The sequence below is a fragment of the Pseudomonas syringae genome (genome assembly GCF_001698815.1).
Classification (GTDB): domain Bacteria; phylum Pseudomonadota; class Gammaproteobacteria; order Pseudomonadales; family Pseudomonadaceae; genus Aquipseudomonas; species Aquipseudomonas syringae_A.
The window spans coordinates 57,390-74,776 of the sequence record NZ_LGSI01000035.1 but is presented as its reverse complement, the minus strand read 5'-3'; the positions used below and the strand labels follow the sequence as shown (position 1 = coordinate 74,776).

Here is a 17,387-nt window from a genome sequence, read left to right as displayed (position 1 = left end):
GTGAGACGCAACTCCTGCCCCGGCGTGTCTAAACTCAGGCTGCAATTACGGTATTTGATGAAGATCAACTAGCTCCTGAGAGCTACATCAGTTTTGATATTGATCCTACAGCCTCGTATCGGGATGCTTGAATAGGTGCGAATAGAACGAGCCGAATCATTTCTCGTAGAGGTGTAGCAGGAGCAAGGATATAGAGTCCAACAAAATAAGGTATTAAGCCCCCCTAATTAGACAAAAAAATGGCAGCACGTGATTAAACAGCAACACATGCCCCTAACCGATTGGTGCATGACCCACGCTGTTACAAACTTGCCAGTTGAACTGGTTTCGACCAAAGCAGAAGGGGTTGATCAAACGTTTACTAAAAAGCGACTTATCACGTCTCATATTTTCTACTGAATAATTCGACCTCTGACTTGATGCTGTCCTCAGATCCATATGGGCCAGCATCATGTCAATTACCGTCTTTCGCTGCTTACTACTCTCGCTGGCTATCGTCGATGGCAGCAGCAATGCCGCATCTGCTCATGAACGGGATCAGCTCAGCCTAGTCCAGCAGCAGCTCGACACTCTCGAACGCCTTGCAACGCAAGCTGAGGCAGCCAGCACGGCTGAACCCGACGATCGCTATCGCTTCGACTACCCCCGATTGACTCGAGACATACAGCGCATCCGTCTTGGTGTGCAGGGCTATCTGTCCCCCTCTCGCGCTCAACCCCGCGATCCCGCTGAATTGATCGGCGATTACCGCCTCGACACCCCGTCCGGGGGGCCCTTGCCATGAGCATGACCGACGCGCAGACCGCTGCCTTTCAAAACGCTTCCGGCTTCTCACCGCAGAGCAGTTCGACGCTGTGGCAGTCCCTGGTTCTCGTTCTGGCTTTGCTTTGGTGTGCCTGGGTGATGTGGACGGCTTACCGGGGTTGGGCCACCGGCAGTGTGCGCTTCGGCGCGTTTGGCGGCAGCACCGCGCGCGTGCTGCTCACCTTGCTGGTTCTGATGTTCTTCACCCTGTCCTAACACCGGAGATCACCGTCATGCTCAAGTACCTTGTTCCCCTAAAAAACAACCTACGGGATCGTGCGAGCCAGCGCTTGGTAGGTCTGCTCCTAGTGCTCGGTCCAAGCCTGGCTTTTGCCGAACTTCCCACCATGGAAGCCCCTTCGCGTGGCGAAGGTTCCGGGTTGATCGAGACGATTAAAAACTACGCCTACGACGGCGGGATCCTGCTCGGTCTGCTAATCGCACTACTCGCTTTTCTCGGTGTGGCTTGGCATTCCCTGACCGTCTATGCCGACGTGCAGAACCAGCGCAAGACCTGGAAAGACCTCGGCGCCGTAGTCGGCATTGGAGCCCTGCTGGTGGTGATCATCATCTGGTTCCTGACCAAGGCCGCCGCGATTCTGTGAGGTCGACATGAACGACACTATCGAACGCCTTGCCGACGGCACCTTGGTCTTTCTGCCGGAGCGACTCAATCATGATCCCGCCGTATTGCGTGGTTTGACCAATGATGAGATGTGGGTAGCGCTCGGCACCGGCGCCGTCATTGGCCTGCTGCTGGGCGTTCCTCTGGCGATCGCCACCGCCTCCATTGCCGTAGCGCCGACCAGCATGATCGCAGGCATGGCGGTGGTGCTATTTGCCGGTGGCACGCTACTGCGTCGGGCCAAACGGGCTCGCCCCGAGACCTGGTTGTACCGCAAGCTCGAATGGATACTCGCCAGCCGTTGGCGCCTGGGGCGCGGAAGTTTGATCCTCCACTCCGGCGTCTGGACCGTTCGCCGAATCAACACTGCGGATATTCAGCACCAAGCAATACCGGGATCAGGTGACGAAGACCAGCGGCGTAGGATTCTTCAACAAAGACGGCAGCTCAAGAAATCCTCAGGACGTTTTCGGGGACTTGAAGCGCAAGTACGACAAGATGAAGTCCGATGAACAGCGCGCAAAATTCATTGGCACCGTTTTTAAGGGAATGGATCTGGATACCGTGCGCGGGGCACGCTTCATGCTCGGCGGCAACCTGCTGGATACCTTCGCCAGTCAATCCAAGCAGATATCCGAATCGGCACCTATCATCGGACGAGACCTGAAAGAAAATACCCAGAGCGCCAGCGCCACGGCGGCCCGAATGAAAGCCACCCTGGGCCAAGCCATCGACCGCATGGCCACACCACTGAATAAAGGTTTCGCAGAGCTTGGCACGTACATGCTCGACGACCTGAAACTGTCCGGCGAACAGATGCTGGCCGGTGGCGCAGCACTTGGTATTGGCAGCTATTACGCGGGACGTGGTGCCAAAACAGGTGCCGGGGCACTATTGAATAAAGTAATGGGCGGCCCAGAAACGCTAAAGAACATCGCCGTTGGCAAAGTATTGGAGGAAGCCACAGGGGTTTCTTCAGTGTTCGTTACCAACTGGCCGCAATCGTTGGGTAATGGCGGATTACCAGATTTGCAACGTCGCTCCCCTTCACCAGGAAAAGATAAAACTGGCCTGATCCCACCTTGGCTGGGGCCAGCGGCGCTGGGTGTTGGGGCATCTCAAATCGGCAGTGCGTCCGGCAGTAATACCGACAGGGATCGCCTGAACCTGGTGTCTCGAAACAAGCTACTGAACTCCGGCCAGCGTGAATATCAAACTGCGTTCTACCAAAATCGAATCGATCTGGCAGCGCAGAACCCGGAGCAGTCACAGGACTGGTTGTCTTCCCAGGCACAGCGCCTTACCCATCAACAAACAGGAATGACCGCAGCCGGCACCTCGCTTGAGGGTGCTAACGCCTGGGCCGCTGGCGTTGTGGGTCGCGCCCTTGAGGCTGGAGCCGCAACCAAAGCAGCTGTCGAGCGACTGCAAGGATTGCTCGGTCAGCCATTGGTAATCGAGGTGCGCACAGATTCGCGCATGATCATGGCCGAAGTCGAACGGCGAACGGATCTGCAAGTGAGGCGCGGCCAATGAGCTGGGAACAGACGTTGCTCGATGCCTCGTTTCGTGGTGTCGCGCTGCAGGTTCTGGGCGAAAATCTCCAGGCACAAAGGGCTACTGCAGAACATGGCACGCCCTTTAAAGACGGCGATAAAGTGGTCGATCTGGGGCGTGGGGCGCGACGCTTTGCAGTCCAGGCGGTCGCGTTCGGCACCAACTACGAGATTGAGCTGCAAAACATCCTGTTGGCCGTCGACACCGCTGGTCCAGGCGAGCTGATTCACCCTATTTACGGCAGCCTGAGCGTGGTCTGTCAAAGCTGGGACGTGAAGCATCAGGCCGAAAAACCGGACTATGCCGAAGTCAGCCTCCAATTCCTGGAGGACATTCCTGACTCGCCTTTCTTTGAGCGCCAGTTCGAGTTCGTCGATGTCGGTGTATTGGAAGCCGAGGATGAATATCGTTGGCAGGATGGCATTTTCGATCTGTTCGGGCGTATCGATTCTTTGGTTAGCGAGATTCAGGCGTGGATAGGCGGCGGTTGGGTCGGTTTGATCGAAAAAGCCCTGGGTCTGCCCGGCATAGGCTTGCGGCTACAGCAATTGCGCTCGCAAATACTTGGCGTGGTGTCTGGGGTGTCTTCCATGGCGGGCAACCCCGGCACGGCGTTTGATCCACTGGTCGACCTGATGCGGACACCGACGCAGATCCGCAGCGCCATACAAAGCAGCACGCCTGAAACACCCATCTCGCTACTATCTCGGGCAGGCGTGCCCGCCGCTATCCCCGGTGATGCGAGCATGAACGCCGATGCAGCCCGTGCGGGAACAGGCTTTCTCATCGCGGCGCGCCAAGGTCTCACACCTGCGGCAGACCTGCTGCCGGAAGGCATGCCTGATGATCCAGTGGCCGCGAGCGGCTTCGGCCTGGTGGTTTTGGTGATTACGGAGTTGGCCTTGGCCCATTCGCAGGCAGTGGCAATTGTCATCGAGGCGGAAAGTGAAAAACCGCAGCTAAGCCCCACCGACCTGGAAGGTCTGGTCAACCTGACCCGCTCTTTATTGCAGGCGGCAATCCTGCTCCAACGCCGTCTGTACGACGTGGAAGTATCGCGACCCATCGTTGAAGCGCTGCGCAACGTTGCCGCGCTGCTCCAGGCTCGCGCCCGGCAGGTCATCCTGCTTAGCCCCCCCATGATCGAGCGGGTGATCGAAGCCCCAACCAGCCTGCGGCTGCTTGCTCATCACTGGTATCGCGATCACCGCCGCGCTCTTGAGTTAATCCGCCTCAATCCGGGCTTGAAGACACCGCACAATATCCAGCCCGGCGAGGTGCTACGTGCTTACGCTGAATAAAGGCATCGGCCTTTCCATCGGCGGCCTGGCTCACGATGCGTGGGACGGTTGGTCCGTCGAATCCGACTTGCTGACCGCTGCTGATGGTTTCGAGCTAGAGCTGCACACCAAAACATCCACCCGGCTACCCAACGTTCTGGCCGAAGGGGCGCCATGCTCGCTGACCCTCGGTCGCGACCGGGTTCTAACCGGGCAAATAGACGAATTCGAACACGACATATCCCGCCAGGGCATTGCGATACGGGTCACCGGCCGTGACCGGGCCGCAGTGTTAGTCGATTGTTCCGCGCCTTTCGTGGCGATGCGGGAGGCGTCGCTGGCGCAAGTGATCGAGCAGGTCGTCAAACCACTGGGCATTTCCCAGGTTGAGATTCGGGCAGCCAAGGAAAAGACCCGTCGCCGCGTCCAGATCGAGCCGGGACAAACAGCCTGGGAGGCATTGCTGCAAGTGGCCGAAGCCAACGGCTTATGGCCTTGGATGGAGCCGGACGGACGCATGATCGTGGGCGGCCCCGATTACACCGCAGCTCCGGTCGGGACGCTAATGCTGCGTAAGGATGGCGTAGGTAACAACGTTCAACGCCTGAGCGTGCGGCGGTCCATCGCCAATCGGCATAGCCAGATCACAGTCCTCGGCCAGCACGGTCAATACGATAACGATGGCCTCGACTCCAAACGTGGCCAACTCCGCTCAGTGATCCAGGACGAGAGTCTGGCTCGACGCGGCATTTTTCGTCCGAAGGTCATCGTTGATAGTGCCAGCGAAAATCAGGACATGGCTACAACGCGCGCGCGCAAGTTGCTGGCTGACAGCCGTCTGGAAGGTTTTGAAATCAGGGCCGTGGTCATGGGCCACCGTGCCGCAAACGGGCGGGTCTGGAGCCCGGGCCAGCGGGTCATTGTGCGCAGCGAACCTCACGATCTGGACGCCACTTACTTTCTTATGGCCCGGACTTTGCGCCTTTCTCGCAGTGAGGGAGCTATCACCGAACTGCGTCTGCGCGAGGACAAAATGTGGGTGCTGGACGCTAAACCACTGAAAAGACACAAAGGCAAAGCCGACCAGGATGCTGCCTTTATCGAATTGATCAAGGGACTCTGATGAGCAGTATGGCGCGTCTGGTGCGTGAGCAGGTCAGCCGGATAATCACCAATGTCCGCTTGGCATTCCGAGCCACTGCGGCCCGCAACACCCACGGTAAATTGATAGGCGTAGACATGGAGGGGCTCGCGGGGGAAACGGTGTCCGGTGAGCTATTCCAGCACTATGGATTCAGCTCCGCGCCACTACCAGGTGCCGAGTACCTGGCGGTGCCCGTAGGGGGCAACAGCAAACATACCGTCGTAGTCGCCAGCGAAGATGGCCGCTATCGCATCACTCTGCAAGACGGCGAAGTATCGCTGTACACCGACGAAGGCGATTACGTCCATATGAAGCGTGGCCGGGTGGTGGAGGTGGTGACTGACTCATTGCTGATCAAGGCGGCGAGCAAGGTTCGGTTTGAGACACCCTTGGTTGAAATGACGGGAGATCTGCAGGTAGACGCGAGTATAAAGGCCGATGGAGAGGTGGCGGACCACAAGCGAAGCATGCAAGGCGATAGGGATATCTACAACGTCCATACCCACGCGCCTGGGGCGCCGCCTAGCCAGCAGCAATGAATTTTGCTATCAAAGGTTTAGTTAGACACTCCCAACCACTTTTAACAGGTAGTTCATGACAACGAACATTTATGTATTCGTGCGTTTCTTCAGGGAAGAACGGCATCGGGATAGTTTTCTACGTGGCGACCTTTACATGAACCGTTTGAGGTATTTCAGGGACTACGAGGAAAAGGGAACGGGAAACATTGGAGACCAAAATGAGGGCGTGCATACGTGGTTACAGCCGCAGGACGCCGCCATAATCATCTGGGATGAGGAGACTGGCGAAGAGCAACGAATTGACGGCTTCGTTGCTCCTTCCTCTATCTCGAACCGCCGATTTTACGATTACCACGTCTATTGCATGTCCGCTCTTTACCTGAAAGATGAAGATAGGTTTGATTCGTCTGAAGCGTTGCAAGCCGCACTTATGCCGTTTCTGGACACGGGTGATTTAGGTGATTATTGCGTGGCAATACCAGCAGAAAGCTTCATTGAAAGGCTTGAGTCCGCCTTCAATGCTGATCCCAAATTGGCAGAAAGCTTCGGCCATGACCTCGTCAGCTATTACGATCCGGCAACATTCAGCGGAGCATTCACGCAGAATGACGCAATTTTCATGAAGCAAATTTCCTACAGCCATCAGCGTGAATATCGTATCTACGCCTATAACAACACCACAGGTGCAGACGGCCGCACGATTAATATTGGACCCCTTTCCGATATCGCGACGGTTCTTTCGAAAACAGAACTTCGTACGTCTTTGGTGCTGGACGACGATCTCGCCATGTACATTCGCAATCCAGCTTAAACCCTCCTGAAACGCCGCCCCGTCCATACGCGGCGCATTCTGTCCGACATGGACTCAGGCATAAACCCAATTACAGGCGACTTGACGGGCCAGCGTATAACTACGCTGGCAAACGCCGTTTACCTTCGCCTCGCAACCCCTCTAGCCAGCTGGTGGGCTGATCCGCTCCTGGGCTCACGCCTGCATGAGCTACGCCGCGAAAAAGACCGGCCACGAGTTGGCATTCTTGGAAGGCAATACGCCGAGCAGGCGCTCCTACCACTGCTGGACGACCAGCGCGCCAAATCGATCCTCGTCGCCAGTGACCAACCCCATAACGGCTGGCTTCTGCTGCTGATAACTATTGTCGACAGCACCGACCATCCCCAGATATTCCGCCAACCGGTGAGGGTAATCTGAGATGGCCTATACCTCACCTTCGCTTGAAAACATCCTCGCCGGAATTTTGCGGGATATCCGCAACGTACAAAGCGAAGCCGATACCGGCACTGACAGCGACCATTATGTCCGCTCGGCGGCGGTTGCCGCCGCCATCGAAGGCATCTATCAAAAGCTCGCATGGCTTTATCGGCAGATATTCCCGGACACCGCCGACGAAGAGGAACTGATCTATGCGGCAGCTATCCGGGGCGTCAGTCAAAAAGAGGCTGTCGCGGCCTCAGGCAACGTGGTTCTAACCGGAACGGCTGGCGTTGAGCTGGTGCAAGGCTCGGTAATGAAACACGTGGTCACTGGCGAGGATTTCGTGACTACTGATAACGCAACCATTGGCAGCGACGGTACCGGCTCTGTTCCCATTAAATCGCAGACGCTTGGCACTGCACTCAACAACCTCTCCGGTTCGCTTTCGCTGATCAGTCCACCATTGGGCATAGACTCGTCGGCCCAACTCATCGCTCCCACAACCGGCGGTGAAGATCAGGAGAAACCTGAATCCCTTTTGGCCCGGCTGTTGGAAATTATTCAAAACCCGCCTGCGGGTGGCGCCGTCTACGACTACCGGCGCTGGGCCAAAGAGGTGGACGGTATTACTGATGCATTGGTGCTACCAAAAAAACGAGGCGCCGGAACGGTAGACGTGGTGGTTACTGCAAGCGATGGATTACCGTCCGCCGAAGCTATCAGCAAATGTCTGATCCACATCGAAACTCAGTGCTCGGTCATTGCGGATATCTGGGTCTATGCCCCAGCCATAAAAGTGGTGGACTGCACTGCGCTTGTTGAACTCACAGAGGATTACACTATGGCGGATGTTCAGGCCGCCGCGCAGAAAGCCTATACCGGGCTGTTGGGTGGTTTGAAGCCACGCGAACCGCTCAAGCGCTCACAGATCGAGGCCATGATCAATAACCTGGCCGGGGTGATCGATCGTGCTGTCACCATTCCAACCGGCAATGTCCCAGCCGCAGACAAACCGAACCACATTGGCTGGATTCGCCCCGGCGCCATCACTCTCGGGCTACTGGTATGACCCGTCTCGCTGACCAGCTCAGGTTGCTGCTGCCGCCTGTCTCCTACGACGGAAATGCACCTAACCTGTCCGTGACCATCGAAGCCGAAGCCCGCGCATTGACAGCTACCGAGTCTCAATCTGAATCGGTCTACAGCAGTATTTTTGCTGATACCGGCCAAGGCCTGACCGATTGGGAGCGCCTGCTCGGTCTGCCTGATCCCTGCCTGATTGGTGAGTCCCAAACTGTGCGGCAACGCGTCCAGTCCGTCATCAGCAAGCTGCAGGATCGCGGGGGGCAGAGCAAACCATTCTTCATCGCCTTGGCGAATACGCTTGGTTACGACATCACTATCATGACTTTCAAGCCCGCCCGTGCTGGCATTGCGCGGTCGGGTGACCCCATTTACGGCGGTGATTGGGCATTCACTTGGCGAATACAGGCGCCAGCTGTAACCGTTATTCATGCCGTAGCGGGTATTACCGGCGCAGGTGATCCGTTGGCGGCATGGGGCAACAAGGCACTCGAATGCAGGCTTAGCCAGATGAAACCCGCAGAATCCATCCTGCTGTTCGGCTACGGAGACCATTGATGCAAAAAATCAGCGACAGCACCTCGACCGCCAATGCGCTGGGGGAATTCACCGAGGGTAATCCTGGAGCAGGAGTCGATGCCACGCTTTTAAAGGCACCTTGGCTGAACAGCCTCCAGCGAGAGTTGATCAACGCTATTGAAGGTCTTGGCGGCGAGCTTGATCCGACCAACGACCAGCAGCTACTGGAGGCTATCAAGCAGATCGCGGACGACGTTTCCACCTGGGAGAAAATCAAAAATATTCCTCCTGCGCTACCGACCTTGAGCAGGATCGTGAATATTTCCTCGGACACCCGACTCAGCGCCCATCAGATGGGCTTGGTCCTGATCGATGCCGAGGATTCGACCCGAGCCATTACGCTCCCACCGACTAGCAATGCCGGGGTGGCAGATATCATCGTCTTTCGGGTCGATAACAGTGGCTATCGCCTGGTCGTGAATGCAAGCAGCAGCGATTCGATCAGGTTCCACACCCACCTCAACCCAAACGGCTATCCCTTCCTTGTGCTTATGGGGGCCGGGGACTGGTGGCATCTGCGCAGTGATGCTAAAGGAAATTGGTGGCCCATCGGTCGTTACGACAGCACCTCGCTTGGAAGGCCCGTGATGGAAACGACCATTGCCTTCCCGCCAGGGGGGTACGGAGCGCTCAACGGCGCTTTGTTATCAAGAGTCGAATGGCCTTGGTTATGGGACCACGCCGGGCAGTCCGGCATGCTCGTTACAGAAGCGGAACGTGTGGGCAATGAGGGTGCATGGACGTCAGGAATTGACACACTCACATTTCGTAGCCCTGAAGTCCGTGGCGAGATGTTGCGCATACTTGATGAAAACCGAGGAGTCGACAATGACCGTCGCCCGGGCTCATGGCAGGACGGCACCTGGATAAGGACAGTCGCACAGGAGTGGACGGGTTCTGACATCAGTACAGGTATTCATCAAATCGGTACCGCTTACGCTAGCGCCGATGGGCATATCAAAAATGGAGGTCCAGGCGGCGCCCTTCCTCCAGGTGCACTAGCCCCTTCAGGTGAGGGCCCGTTCCCGGCAGTTGTGAGCGACAACACCATACAAGGAACCGCAACCATAGATACCAAGGCAGTCAATAACTGGATCCGGTTGCGGGTCCGAAACATTGCCTACCCGGGCCGATTCAAGATGATATGAGGAGCTTAAATGGCGATTTATACAATCGATGACGTGTCGCTTTTGGTAGGTCCTGTTGAGTTCCCTGTCGTACCGGGCGTAGGCCTCCAACTGCCCGGGAACGCGGTTGAGCTGGATATAACACTGCCAACACCTGATGCTGGCCATCTTTGGGTGTGGCAGGACAACGCTCCGGTCCAAGTGCCCGATAATCGAGGCACCGTTTACCACACCGAGACTGGTGCGGAACAACAATGGATATTACCGGGTGACTTGCCATCAATTTACACACCTATCACCTGGCCTGGCGCGCATCACATATGGAACGGAGAGGATTGGCTTCTTGATAAGCAAGCATTGAACGCGGCGCAGGTTGAGCACGCGTTAAGCCAGCGTGATGGATTATTGGCGGCCGCCGCGATACGCATCGCTCCATTGGAGGATGCAGTGGAGTTGGGTATAGCTACCCAAACGGACGAAGCCGCATTAAGGGAATGGAAGATTTACCGTGTGGATCTGAATCGCATCGAAAATCAGGAAGGCTTTCCGTCGGATATCGCCTGGCCTTCGCTGCCAGCAGCCCGGAGAGCACGCTAAGAAAGAGGGCTGCCAACTCCAGTGTTCAAGCACCGGAGTTGGCCGCCGATTCGCAGCACATACCTGCAAACCCGCCAAGGCCCCCTGCTCACGCGCGAGCGGCGGGAAGCCTACCAGAATCGGAAGGTTTGTAGACATGCAGGAAATACGTTGTGGTCATTGCGGCCGCAAACTTGCCGCCGCGTGCGGTTATGTGGAATTGCAAATCAAGTGCCCGCGCTGCCGGACACTTAATCACTTGAAGGCCCAGAGCCTCCTTCCAGAACGCCAAGAGCATCCGCCCACCGGAGTTAGTGGATGCCAACCATTGGAAGCCTGTTCGCAGGCATAGGGGGTTTTGATGTCGGATTTGAAAACGCAGGCTATCGCAGCGCCTGGCAAGTTGAACTCAACCCGGTTAACCGGGCTGTGCTTGCCGATCGATTTCCTCATGCCCAACAGTTCGAAGATGTGCGTCACTGCGGCGCACACAACCTGTCACCCGTCGACGTCATCACCGGAGGATTTCCCTGCCAGGACATCAGTCTTGCAGGAGGCAAGCCCAACGGACTACGCGGCGCGCGCAGCAGCCTTTTCTGGGAAGTCATACGCATCCTCAAAGAAACTCAACCTCGCTGGGTGGTGCTTGAGAACGTCGTTAACCTGCTCGCTGTCAACGATTGCCAGGACTTTGAAACAGTCGTCCGGGCCCTTGCGGACTGCGGGTATGTGGGATTTTGGCGAGTGCTTAATGCTCAATATTTCGGAGTCCCCCAGCAACGTCGTCGCGTATTCCTGGTCGCCGGTTATCGACAAATGCCCCCCATGGAGCTGCTGGCTGACGCCGCGCCAGTGGACGCAATACCTCCGGCGTCTGGCACGGTCCAGTGGCCACGGCCCGCGGATGCATGGGCTGCCAATACTCTGTTGGCAAACAACTCAGGGTCACAGATCGCTATGGGCTGCACAACTTTCGTCGCTGAGCCGAACGCATGGCATCAGATGGTTGAGCGGCAGCGAGCGCCTGAAGATGATGGGCTTTGCCTCGGACTGGATGCGGCCAACCTTGCGGAGGCTTTCGCTGCCGGAAACGCCGTTGTGCCGCAGGTCGCGGAGTGGATTGGGCGGAGGCTAATTGAGGCAGATTTAATCTGCGGACGGTGAAGTCAGGGGGGAATTACCGGTCGTCGGAATACGCTGATTTTTGGTTAGAACCTGTAACTTATGACAGTTGCGGTGCCTCGTTAAAGATTGGAATATCGAACTGTCCATTCGAACAACCAAGGAGAGGTGCGCTATGAAAAGGGCTGAGATAGTTCTCACATTTCGAGGAATCGTTGCTGACGAACTTGGCGCTGACGTCGAGAAAATCACGGAAGCTTCTACATTTAGCACTGAAAGCTAGTGAATTAGACATGATATCTATTGTTGGTACTGCCGAAACAGAGTTCGGGATTCACCTTGATGATGCGTCGTTAAGAGCGGCGAAAACAGTAGGTCAAATGGTTGATTTGATTGTCAAAAAAAAGGCATGACGCATATCGAACGGGGCTGAGCTGAGTAGTGCAGCCTCTCTTGCGCGCCACCGAGCGCTGAATAATCCCCAGCAGTTTGGTTTCCACCTCTTTGTTGCACAAAAAACATATCGTACTTAGTGGGCATGATTGGGGGCGGACCTTACGAAGCTAGCGGAAGCATTCGTTGCCGGAAACATCGTCGATACGCAAGTCGCGGAGTGGACCGCGTGGAGCCAAGCGCACGTATGAACGCGCTGGTGCCAAACAAAGCGCGAAAAACAGAGAGGGATTCACTGCGGGGTGGTGCCAAAAATCCTGCAAAGTGGTGCCAAATCCAGCGCGAACTTACATATCCGTGGGAGTAAATGTGGGAGTAATTTTCCAGGCATGAAAAAGCCCAACCTGAAAAGATTGGGCTAAGACATTGAAAAATATGGTCGGGACGGAGTGATTCGAACACTCGACCCCTAGCACCCCATGCTAGTGCGCTACCGGGCTGCGCTACGCCCCGACTAGGCGTGTATCAGCTTCGCTGTGTGCGAAAACTTCGAGGAATATACCCTAAGCTTTTGAATTATGGAAGTATCCCGTAAATGGCTAGTTAGCCAGAACGACCAGAACATCTTCCAGTTCGGCAATCATCTGCCGCAGCAATTGCTTGTACTGCTGGGTGTCATCTTCGGTGTCACCGTTGGTCATCCGCAGGCGGGCGCCACCGATGGTGAAGCCTTGCTCGTAGAGCAAACCGCGAATCTGCCGGATCATCAGCACGTCTTCGCGCTGATAATACCGGCGGTTTCCGCGGCGCTTGACCGGGTTGAGCTGAGGAAACTCCTGCTCCCAATAGCGCAAAACGTGCGGTTTCACCGCGCAGAGCTCGCTGACCTCACCAATGGTGAAGTAACGTTTGCCTGGAATGGGCGGTAGCTCGTCGTTATGACTTGGTTCCAGCATAAGCCTCAACTCGGGCCTTCAACTTCTGCCCCGGACGGAAAGTAACCACACGGCGAGCCGTAATCGGAATTTCTTCCCCGGTCTTTGGATTTCGACCAGGCCGCTGGCGTTTATCGCGCAGATCGAAATTACCGAATCCGGACAATTTCACCTGCTCGTTATCTTCCAGAGCGTGCCTGATTTCCTCAAAGAACAGCTCAACCAATTCCTTGGCTTCTCGTTTATTCAGGCCCAGCTCTTCGTACAGACGTTCGGCCATCTCAGCTTTCGTCAGAGCCCCCATACGCTACTTCCTTAACGTGGCGTTTAACCGGTCCTCGAGAGAGGTGAGGATTTTATGCGTCGCCGCATTCACCTCATCGTCATTAAGAGTGCGCGATGGATGCTGCCAGGTCAAGCCGACTGCAAGGCTTTTTCTATGCGGATCAATGCCTTTACCTTGGTAAACGTCAAATAACCTGAGGTCTGTGAGCCATTCGCCTGCATTTTCACGAATAACGTCAAGAACTGCACTGGCCGCAACGCCTTCATCCGCCAGCAATGCCAGGTCACGACGCACTTCAGGAAAGCGCGATAACTCCTGGAATTTAGGCATTTTTCCGAGTGCTACTTCAGCCAGAACCAGCTCGAAAACGAAGACCGGACGGTCAAGGCCGAGGTTTTTCGACAACTCAGGATGGATGGCGCCGACATAGCCCACTTCACGACCATCACGCTCGATGCGCGCAGTCTGCCCAGGGTGCAACGCTGGGTGTTTACCCGGCACGAAAGTGAACGAATCCAGTGCACCGGCAAAACCGAGCACTGCTTCAACGTCTGCCTTGACGTCGAAGAAGTCGACCACGTCGCGGCCCTGCGCCCAGCCTTCCGGCAGACGGCTGCCGCAGACCACACCGGCGAGCATCGGCTCTTGTTTCAGACCTTGCAGCTGACCGACAAAACGCAGACCGCTTTCGAACAAACGAACCCGGTCTTGTTGGCGATTGAGGTTGTGCTGCAAGGACTTGACCAGACCCGGCCACAGCGAAGCACGCATCGCAGCCATGTCGTTGGAGATCGGGTTGGCCAGCAACAGTGGCTCGACGCCTGGACTGAACAGCTCGAATTGTTTCGGATCAATAAAGCTGTAAGTGATCGCTTCCTGATAACCACGCGCCACCAGCAGACGGCGCAGTTCAGGCAGATCGCTGCGGGCTTCAGCCTTGGCTTGCGGCGCCAGACGCGCTTGCGGATAACGAACCGGCAGGCGGTTGTAGCCGTAAAGACGCGCCAGCTCTTCGATCAGGTCGACTTCAAGCGAGATATCAAAGCGATGGCTTGGTACTTCGACCTGCCATTGCCCAGCGACTTCTGATGAAATTTCCAGGCCCAGCCCTGTCAGCAGGCGCTCGACTTCCGCCGAGTCCATCGGCATGCCAAGCATTTGTTCAATACGGTCGGCACGCAATGTGACCGGGGCAATCGATGGCAGGTCTTTCTCGCTGACCGCTTCGATTACCGGCCCGGCTTCGCCGCCGGTGATTTCCAGCAGCAGGCCGGTGGCGCGCTCCATGGCCTTGCGCGCCAACTGCCAGTCCACGCCACGCTCGTAGCGGTGCGAAGCATCAGTGTGCAGGCCATAGGAACGAGCCTTGCCAGCGACTGCGATCTGATCGAAAAACGCGCTTTCAAGGAAGATGTCGCGAGTCTTGGCGGAAACACCGCTGTGCTCGCCACCCATCACGCCAGCAATGGCCAATGCACGCTGATGGTCAGCGATGACCAGGGTGTCGGCACGCAGGCTGACTTCCTGGCCATCCAGCAGAACGAGCTTCTCGCCCTCTTCCGCCATGCGCACGCGAATGCCGCCGTTGATTTCAGCCAGGTCGAACGCGTGCAGCGGTTGACCCAGTTCCAACATCACGTAGTTGGTGATATCGACTGCAGCGTCGATGCTGCGCACGTCTGAACGACGCAGGCGTTCAACCATCCACAACGGAGTCGGACGTGACAGATCGACGTTACGAATCACTCGGCCCAGATAACGCGGGCAAGCAGTCGGTGCCAGCACGTCCACCGGACGCACTTCATCGTGAGCCACGGCAACAGGGGCGACCTGTGGCACCGTGACTTCGGCAGCGTATAGCGCACCAACTTCACGAGCCAGACCGGCCACCGACAGGCAGTCACCGCGGTTCGGGGTCAGGTCGACTTCGATACTGGCATCGTCCAGTTCGAGGTAAACACGGAAATCCTCGCCAACCGGCGCATCAGCAGACAGTTCCATCAGGCCATCATTGCCCTCGCCCACTTGCAGCTCGGACTGGGAGCACAACATGCCGTTGGATTCGACGCCACGCAGCTTGGCCTTCTTGATCTTGAAGTCGCCAGGCAACTCGGCGCCGATCATGGCGAACGGAATTTTCAGGCCCGGACGCACGTTTGGCGCACCGCAAACCACCTGGAAGGTTTCCGAACCGTTGCTGACCTGGCAAACGCGCAGCTTGTCAGCATCGGGGTGTTGTTCGGTGCTGAGCACTTCGCCGACGATCACGCCGCTGAAGACACCAGCGGCCGGGGTGACGCTATCGACTTCGAGGCCGGCCATCGACAAACGAGCAACCAGCTCGTCGCGGGAAACTTGCGGGCTTACCCAGCCACGCAACCATTGTTCACTGAATTTCATCCTGCTCTCCTAAAGATTCGTTACGACTAGCGAAATTGCGCAAGGAACCGCAAGTCGTTATCGAAGAACAGACGCAAGTCGTTCACGCCGTAACGCAGCATGGCCAGACGCTCAACGCCCATGCCGAAGGCAAAACCCGAGAACTCTTCCGGGTCAATGCCGGACATGCGCAGCACGTTCGGATGAACCATGCCGCAGCCCATGACTTCCAGCCAGCCAGTCTGTTTGCAGACACGGCAGCCTTTGCCGCTGCACATCACGCATTCCATGTCGACTTCAGCGGATGGCTCGGTGAATGGGAAGTACGAAGGGCGGAAACGCACCGCCAGCTCTTTTTCGAAGAACACGCGCAAGAACTCTTCGATGGTGCCTTTCAGGTCAGCGAAGTTGATGTCGCGATCGACCAACAGCCCTTCGACCTGATGGAACATTGGCGAATGGGTGATATCCGAGTCGCTACGGTACACACGGCCAGGGCAGACGATGCGGATCGGCGGCTTTTGCGCTTCCATGGTACGGACCTGAACCGGCGAGGTATGGGTGCGCAACAGCATGTTCGCGTTGAAATAGAAGGTGTCATGCATCGAACGGGCCGGGTGATGGCCTGGGATGTTGAGCGCCTCGAAGTTGTGATAATCGTCTTCCACCTCAGGGCCTTCGGCGATGCCGTAGCCAATGTGGGTGAAGAATTGTTCGATACGTTCCAGAGTACGAGTAACGGGATGCAGACCACCGGAGGTCTGTCCGCGGCCAGGCAGGGTCACGTCAATGGACTCGGCGGCGAGTCTGGCAGCAAGATCTGCCTCCTCGAACGACGCCTTGCGGGCATTGAGAACCTCTGTGACACGCTCCTTGGCAACGTTGATCAGCGCGCCGACATGCGGGCGCTCTTCTGCCGGCAAACTTCCCAGGGTCTTCATCACCTGAGTCAATTCACCTTTTTTGCCAAGGTAGTGGACCCGGATTTGCTCCAGGGCATTGATATCTTCGGCGCTATGCACAGCCTCAAGTGCTTGAGAGACCAGCGCGTCCAGGTTTTCCATGTACAGACTCCAGATACGAAATAGGGGAAGAGCTTAAAAGGCTCTTCCCCTATTTATGACGTTTAACACCGAATCCCAGAAGCTGGGACCCGGTGATTGTCGGGGACTTAGGCCAAGGTGGCTTTAGCTTTCTCGACAATCGCAGCAAACGCCGCTTTTTCGTTCACTGCCAGATCAGCCAGAACCTTACGGTCGATCTCGATGGACGCTTTTTTCAGGCCGGCGATGAAACGGCTGTAGGACAGACCGTTGATACGTGCACCAGCGTTGATACGAGCGATCCACAGAGCGCGGAACTGACGTTTTTTCTGACGACGGTCACGGTAGGCATATTGGCCTGCCTTGATTACCGCTTGCTTGGCAACACGGAATACGCGTGAACGCGCGCCGTAGTAGCCTTTAGCAAGTTTCAGAATTTTTTTGTGACGCTTACGGGCAATGACGCCACGCTTTACACGAGCCATGAGTTACTTCCTCTATTCTTGATCAAAAAATCAGCAAAGGCGCAGCATGCGCTTGACTTTTGCAACGTCAGACGGATGCAGCAAGCTGCTACCGCGCAGTTGACGCTTACGCTTAGTCGACATTTTGGTCAGAATGTGGCTCTTGAAAGCGTGTTTGTGCTTGATGCCGTTAGCAGTTTTCAAAAACCGCTTAGCTGCACCACTTTTAGTCTTCATCTTTGGCATGTTCGGATAC

General features: G+C 56.4%; 21 protein-coding genes, 1 tRNA gene and 1 pseudogene. 16 read left to right on the top strand and 7 right to left on the bottom strand.

The window, feature by feature from the left end:
- The first annotated feature begins 451 nt into the window (after window positions 1-451).
- The 16 genes and pseudogenes from AFK24_RS09650 (at window position 452) to AFK24_RS09575 (ending at window position 11,673) form a co-directional block, all read left to right on the top strand.
- Window positions 452-784, top strand: coding sequence for an RAQPRD family integrative conjugative element protein (locus tag AFK24_RS09650; RefSeq protein WP_065833025.1), 333 nt, complete (start codon window positions 452-454; stop codon window positions 782-784).
- A complete protein-coding gene (locus AFK24_RS09645) occupies window positions 781-1,020 on the top strand; it encodes a TIGR03758 family integrating conjugative element protein (protein WP_065833024.1) in 240 nt (79 codons plus the stop codon). Before AFK24_RS09650 ends, AFK24_RS09645 begins: the two co-directional genes overlap by 4 nt.
- A gap of 17 nt (window positions 1,021-1,037) precedes the next feature.
- Entirely contained in the window at window positions 1,038-1,409 is a 372-nt protein-coding gene (locus AFK24_RS09640) for a TIGR03745 family integrating conjugative element membrane protein (RefSeq protein ID WP_065833023.1), read from the top strand.
- Window positions 1,410-1,416: 7 nt separating this feature from the next.
- Window positions 1,417-1,788, top strand: a pseudogene (locus tag AFK24_RS09635) (TIGR03750 family conjugal transfer protein); the annotation flags it as partial.
- Window positions 1,789-1,906: 118 nt separating this feature from the next.
- Complete coding sequence (locus tag AFK24_RS09630; protein ID WP_139110476.1) at window positions 1,907-2,965, top strand: hypothetical protein; 1,059 nt, start codon at window positions 1,907-1,909, stop codon at window positions 2,963-2,965.
- On the top strand, window positions 2,962-4,287 hold the full coding sequence (locus AFK24_RS09625) for a DNA circularization protein (protein ID WP_065833021.1): 1,326 nt from the start codon (window positions 2,962-2,964) through the stop codon (window positions 4,285-4,287). Before AFK24_RS09630 ends, AFK24_RS09625 begins: the two co-directional genes overlap by 4 nt.
- The gene (locus AFK24_RS09620; RefSeq protein ID WP_065833020.1) at window positions 4,271-5,389 is read left to right on the top strand and encodes a phage baseplate assembly protein; all 1,119 of its coding nucleotides are present in this window, start codon (window positions 4,271-4,273) and stop codon (window positions 5,387-5,389) included. The genes AFK24_RS09625 and AFK24_RS09620 overlap by 17 nt, the downstream gene beginning before the upstream one ends.
- Window positions 5,389-5,949: a phage baseplate assembly protein domain-containing protein gene (locus tag AFK24_RS09615; RefSeq protein ID WP_065833019.1), complete on the top strand. Its 561-nt coding sequence runs from the start codon at window positions 5,389-5,391 to the stop codon at window positions 5,947-5,949. Before AFK24_RS09620 ends, AFK24_RS09615 begins: the two co-directional genes overlap by 1 nt.
- A gap of 55 nt (window positions 5,950-6,004) precedes the next feature.
- Window positions 6,005-6,742 (top strand): hypothetical protein, encoded by a 738-nt coding sequence (locus tag AFK24_RS09610; protein WP_065833018.1) that lies wholly within the window; start codon window positions 6,005-6,007, stop codon window positions 6,740-6,742.
- 48 nt (window positions 6,743-6,790) lie between these two features.
- Complete coding sequence (locus tag AFK24_RS09605; RefSeq protein WP_065833017.1) at window positions 6,791-7,141, top strand: phage GP46 family protein; 351 nt, start codon at window positions 6,791-6,793, stop codon at window positions 7,139-7,141.
- Between the two features lies 1 nt (window position 7,142).
- Window positions 7,143-8,213, top strand: a complete 1,071-nt coding sequence (locus AFK24_RS09600) for a baseplate J/gp47 family protein (RefSeq protein WP_065833016.1) — start codon at window positions 7,143-7,145, stop codon at window positions 8,211-8,213.
- Window positions 8,210-8,785, top strand: a complete 576-nt coding sequence (locus AFK24_RS09595; protein WP_065833015.1) for a YmfQ family protein — start codon at window positions 8,210-8,212, stop codon at window positions 8,783-8,785. The genes AFK24_RS09600 and AFK24_RS09595 overlap by 4 nt, the downstream gene beginning before the upstream one ends.
- Window positions 8,785-9,954 (top strand): hypothetical protein, encoded by a 1,170-nt coding sequence (locus AFK24_RS09590; RefSeq protein WP_065833014.1) that lies wholly within the window; start codon window positions 8,785-8,787, stop codon window positions 9,952-9,954. The genes AFK24_RS09595 and AFK24_RS09590 overlap by 1 nt, the downstream gene beginning before the upstream one ends.
- 9 nt (window positions 9,955-9,963) lie before the next feature.
- On the top strand, window positions 9,964-10,530 hold the full coding sequence (locus AFK24_RS09585) for a tail fiber assembly protein (RefSeq protein ID WP_065833013.1): 567 nt from the start codon (window positions 9,964-9,966) through the stop codon (window positions 10,528-10,530).
- Between the two features lie 136 nt (window positions 10,531-10,666).
- Window positions 10,667-10,861: a Com family DNA-binding transcriptional regulator gene (locus AFK24_RS29815; RefSeq protein ID WP_080482094.1), complete on the top strand. Its 195-nt coding sequence runs from the start codon at window positions 10,667-10,669 to the stop codon at window positions 10,859-10,861.
- Window positions 10,828-11,673, top strand: coding sequence for a DNA cytosine methyltransferase (locus tag AFK24_RS09575; protein ID WP_065833011.1), 846 nt, complete (start codon window positions 10,828-10,830; stop codon window positions 11,671-11,673). The genes AFK24_RS29815 and AFK24_RS09575 overlap by 34 nt, the downstream gene beginning before the upstream one ends.
- A 787-nt stretch (window positions 11,674-12,460) precedes the next feature.
- On the opposite strand, the gene AFK24_RS09570 is transcribed toward AFK24_RS09575, so the two are convergent.
- The 7 genes from AFK24_RS09570 to rpmI form a co-directional block, all read right to left on the bottom strand.
- Window positions 12,461-12,537, bottom strand: a tRNA-Pro gene (locus tag AFK24_RS09570).
- Between the two features lie 86 nt (window positions 12,538-12,623).
- Window positions 12,624-12,980 carry a MerR family transcriptional regulator gene (locus AFK24_RS09565; RefSeq protein WP_065833010.1) on the bottom strand — a complete coding sequence of 119 codons (357 nt, stop codon included), beginning with the start codon at window positions 12,978-12,980 and terminating at the stop codon, window positions 12,624-12,626.
- Window positions 12,961-13,263, bottom strand: coding sequence for an integration host factor subunit alpha (gene ihfA / locus AFK24_RS09560; RefSeq protein WP_002553164.1), 303 nt, complete (start codon window positions 13,261-13,263; stop codon window positions 12,961-12,963). The genes AFK24_RS09565 and ihfA overlap by 20 nt, the downstream gene beginning before the upstream one ends.
- A 3-nt stretch (window positions 13,264-13,266) precedes the next feature.
- Window positions 13,267-15,645, bottom strand: coding sequence for a phenylalanine--tRNA ligase subunit beta (gene pheT, locus AFK24_RS09555; RefSeq protein WP_065833009.1), 2,379 nt, complete (start codon window positions 15,643-15,645; stop codon window positions 13,267-13,269).
- Window positions 15,646-15,671: 26 nt separating this feature from the next.
- On the bottom strand, window positions 15,672-16,688 hold the full coding sequence (pheS, locus tag AFK24_RS09550) for a phenylalanine--tRNA ligase subunit alpha (protein WP_065833008.1): 1,017 nt from the start codon (window positions 16,686-16,688) through the stop codon (window positions 15,672-15,674).
- A gap of 107 nt (window positions 16,689-16,795) precedes the next feature.
- On the bottom strand, window positions 16,796-17,152 hold the full coding sequence (rplT, locus tag AFK24_RS09545; protein WP_007905879.1) for a 50S ribosomal protein L20: 357 nt from the start codon (window positions 17,150-17,152) through the stop codon (window positions 16,796-16,798).
- Between the two features lie 30 nt (window positions 17,153-17,182).
- A complete protein-coding gene (gene rpmI / locus AFK24_RS09540; RefSeq protein WP_003442181.1) occupies window positions 17,183-17,377 on the bottom strand; it encodes a 50S ribosomal protein L35 in 195 nt (64 codons plus the stop codon).
- Window positions 17,378-17,387: the final 10 nt, after the last annotated feature.